At 69.0% G+C, this 3,210-nt stretch carries 3 protein-coding genes; all 3 read left to right on the top strand.

Features of this window, described 5'->3' with window-relative positions; all coding sequences use genetic code 11:
- Positions 1-244: 244 nt before the first annotated feature.
- Positions 245-1,366, top strand: a complete 1,122-nt coding sequence (locus ACFYR3_RS45595; RefSeq protein ID WP_389288317.1) for a tyrosine-type recombinase/integrase — start codon at positions 245-247, stop codon at positions 1,364-1,366.
- Entirely contained in the window at positions 1,366-1,692 is a 327-nt protein-coding gene (locus tag ACFYR3_RS45590) for a helix-turn-helix domain-containing protein (protein WP_389288315.1), read from the top strand. The genes ACFYR3_RS45595 and ACFYR3_RS45590 overlap by 1 nt, the downstream gene beginning before the upstream one ends.
- A gap of 104 nt (positions 1,693-1,796) precedes the next feature.
- Positions 1,797-3,152 carry a hypothetical protein gene (locus tag ACFYR3_RS45585; RefSeq protein ID WP_389288313.1) on the top strand — a complete coding sequence of 452 codons (1,356 nt, stop codon included), beginning with the start codon at positions 1,797-1,799 and terminating at the stop codon, positions 3,150-3,152.
- Positions 3,153-3,210: the final 58 nt, after the last annotated feature.

Genomic DNA, 3,210 nt, shown 5'->3' with positions numbered 1-3,210 from the left:
GAACCGCCGCGAATCGCATCAGATGCGAACTGGCTTCGCTCTGCGCTGTGTTGGCCATTCGGGCCTCGGGAAGCTGCTGATCAGCAGGTAGGCGGCTCCGGCGTGCCTGTTAGGACGGTAGCTGACGGGCCGGGCCCGTGTCGTTCGGCTTCACTCGATCGGATGGCTGACCTGCCGTTCCATCCCGAACTTCGCATCTGATGCGAGATTCTCGCGGCGGATGCGATCTACGGAGCGTGACGAAATGCTGGGCAATGACAGGACCACGCCGGGGGCCGCGCGGCTGCACCTGGCCGACGGGGTGCCGCTGCTGCGGCCGGAGGAGCAGGTCTTCGAGGCGATGCTGGACGGCTGGCGCAACCAGCAACTGGCGCGGAACCTCGCGCTGTCGACCATCAACGGTCGTGAGCGGAAGGTACGGGCGTTCGCCGCGCACGCGGACGCCTTCCCGTGGAACTGGTCCTCGCCGCTGGCGGACGAGTGGTTCGGCGACCTGCGGGCGGTCCGCGGCTGTGTCCGCTCGACGCTGCGCGGCTACCAGGAGGCAGTTCGGCTGTTCTGCGACTACACCACCGACTCGGCCTACGACTGGGCGGCCGAGTGCGAGCGGCGGTTCGGCACCCATCCGATCCAGGTGTGTCACGAGTGGAACACCGCCGTGCACATGCAGGAGTGCGAGGCCGAGTCCCCGAAACGGGCCTTCACCCGGAAGGAGTTGCAGGCGTTCTTCGACCACGCCGACGACGAGGTGGGCCGGGTCCGCGGTCGCGGCCGCAAGGGCTGGCTGCCCGCCTTCCGCGACGCGATGCTCTTCAAGACCGCGTACGCCTACGGGCTGCGGCGCAACGAGACGCGGATGCTGGACACAGCCGACTTCGGCCGCAACCCCGAAGGCCCGGAGTTCGGCGAGTACGGCGTCTGCTACGTCCGCCACGGCAAGGCCAAGAAGGGCTCGCCCCCAAAACGCCGCAGCGTGCTGACCGTCTTCGACTGGTCGGCCGAGATCCTCGACCAGTGGGTCCGTGAGGTCAGGCCCGCCATGCGGCACGCGGACGGGCCCGCCTTGTGGCCGTCCGAACGCGGTCGGCGGGTCGGCCTGCAGCGGCTGGATTCCCGCTTCGCCGCCTACCGTGACGACCTCGGGCTGGACCCGGTCCTGGACTTCCACTCGCTGCGAAGGTCGTACGTCACTCATCTCATCGAGGACGGCTGGGACGCCCTATTTGTCCAGCAGCAAGCCGGCCACGACCATGCGAGCACCACTTCCATCTATACCTGCGTGTCCTCCGACTTCCGTACCCGCACCCTGCGGCGGGCCCTGGACGCCACGATCGAGGCCGCGCTCAAGCCCGCGAGGGGGGCCTGATGAAACGCCAGGTCAGCTACCAGTGGCGGCTTCGCGAGCGAATGGCCGCGGCCGGGATGTTCACCACCAGCGAGCTCGCCCCGCCGCTCGCCGAGCGGGGTATCAACCTCTCCCTCTCCCAGGTCCACCGCCTGGTCACCGGCACCCCCGAGCGACTGTCGCTGCCGGTGCTGGCCGCGCTCTGCGACATCTTCGAGTGCACCCCCACCGACCTGATCGCCACCAAGGCCGAGAACGCCGTCATCCGCAAGGTCGCCACCGGAGACGCGGTCGTCGACCTGTCGGCGGTGCGGCCCAAGCGCGCCCGCATCCGGCCCGAAGGATGAGCCGCACCCGGGTGCCGACGAGCGCGCGGTTCTGCGCCCGCTGCAGCCGGGCAGTGCGGCCCGAGACGAACCACTGGCCCGAGGGCTACATCTGTCAAAGCTGCATGACCAGGGCTTTGGAGTCCTACGGAACATGCGTGAGCTGCGGTGTCGATCGGCTCACCCCCGGCCTCGCACCGGACGGGGGCAAGCTGTGCACCGACTGCGCCGGCGGCCTCGGCGACTTCACCTGCGAACAGTGCGGCCAGGAAGCACGGCGCTACCGACGCGGGGTCTGCGGCCGATGCGTCCTGGCCGAACGCCTCCACGAACTCCTCGACGACGGCACCGGCAGCATCCGGCCCGAACTCTTCCCGCTGTTCGACATGCTCCGGCAGATGAAACGTCCCTGGGGCGGGCTGACATGGACCAGCCATCCCCACGTCCAGCGAAACCTGCGAGCCCTGGCCTGCGGCCAAGTGCCCATCACCCACGAAGGGTTGAGCCAACTCACGCCCTGGCGGTCAGTCGCCTACCTGCGCGATCTGCTGATGCAGAGCAGGGTCCTGCCCCCGGCCGATCGGCAGTTGCTGTTCTTTCAGCGGTCGCTGGCTGAGAAACTGCCCGCCGTCGGCGACGCCGAGCACCGCAGGCTTCTGGAACTCTTCGCCGCCTGGCATGTCGAGCGCCGCCTTCGCACACTGGCCAGCCGCGGCCCGCTCACCGGCAATCAGGTCCAGCAGGCCCGCGAAGAGATCCGCCTCGCGACCGCCTTCCTCGGTCACCTCGCCCAGCGCGGTCACGATCTCGCCGACTGCACCCAGGCCGATGTCGATGCCTGGTACGCAGGCGGCTATACCGCCCGGCGTCTCACCCACGCCTTCCTCCGCTGGGCCATGCGGTCCAAGTACATGCCCGCCGTCGCCGTTCCGCACCGCTCAACGAGTAACCCCGCGCCGATCGCCCAGCATCAGCGGCTCGCGCTGCTGCGACAACTCGTGGACCACGACGATGTCCCGCTCCAGGACCGCGTGGCTGCCGTGCTCGTCCTTCTCTATGCACAGCCGCTTACACGGATCGCCAGGCTCGGCACCGACGACGTCCAGCACAGGGACAGCGAAGTCCTCGTCCGGCTCGGAGACCCGCCGTCGCCCGTCCCGGCCCCCTTCGCCGGGATGCTGCTGGACTACCTGGGGCAGCGGCCGAACACCATGACAGCGACCAACCCCGATGCCCGATGGCTCTTCCCCGGCCGCCGGGCCGGACAGCCCATGACCCCGAAAACCCTGGAACTTCGGCTCCGCCACCTGGGCTTCCCGACTCAGCGAGGACGCACAGCGGCGATCCGCCACCTCGTCCTCCAGGCCCCGGCCCCGGTGGTCGCCCGGATGCTCGGCTATGACGACGACACCACAGCCCGCCTCGCCGAAGAGGCCGGAGGAACCTGGCGTCACTATGCCCCCGGTGACCACTCGCAGTGACCACGAACCCTCAGTATCTGAGGAATACGCGACTCCCGATTACGCGAGGTCGCCAGAT

This window comes from Streptomyces sp. NPDC005784, from assembly GCF_042871525.1.
In the GTDB taxonomy this organism is placed as follows: Bacteria; Actinomycetota; Actinomycetes; order Streptomycetales; family Streptomycetaceae; genus Streptomyces.
Note: the sequence above shows the minus strand (reverse complement) of the source record. Positions and strands in the feature narration are given on the sequence as shown.

Coding starts and splice junctions, on each gene's coding strand:
- ACFYR3_RS45590 (WP_389288315.1), top strand. CDS start 1,366: ATGAAACGCCAGGTCAGCTACCAGTGGCGGCTTCGCGAGCGAATGGCC.
- ACFYR3_RS45595 (WP_389288317.1), top strand. CDS start 245: ATGCTGGGCAATGACAGGACCACGCCGGGGGCCGCGCGGCTGCACCTG.
- ACFYR3_RS45585 (WP_389288313.1), top strand. CDS start 1,797: ATGACCAGGGCTTTGGAGTCCTACGGAACATGCGTGAGCTGCGGTGTC.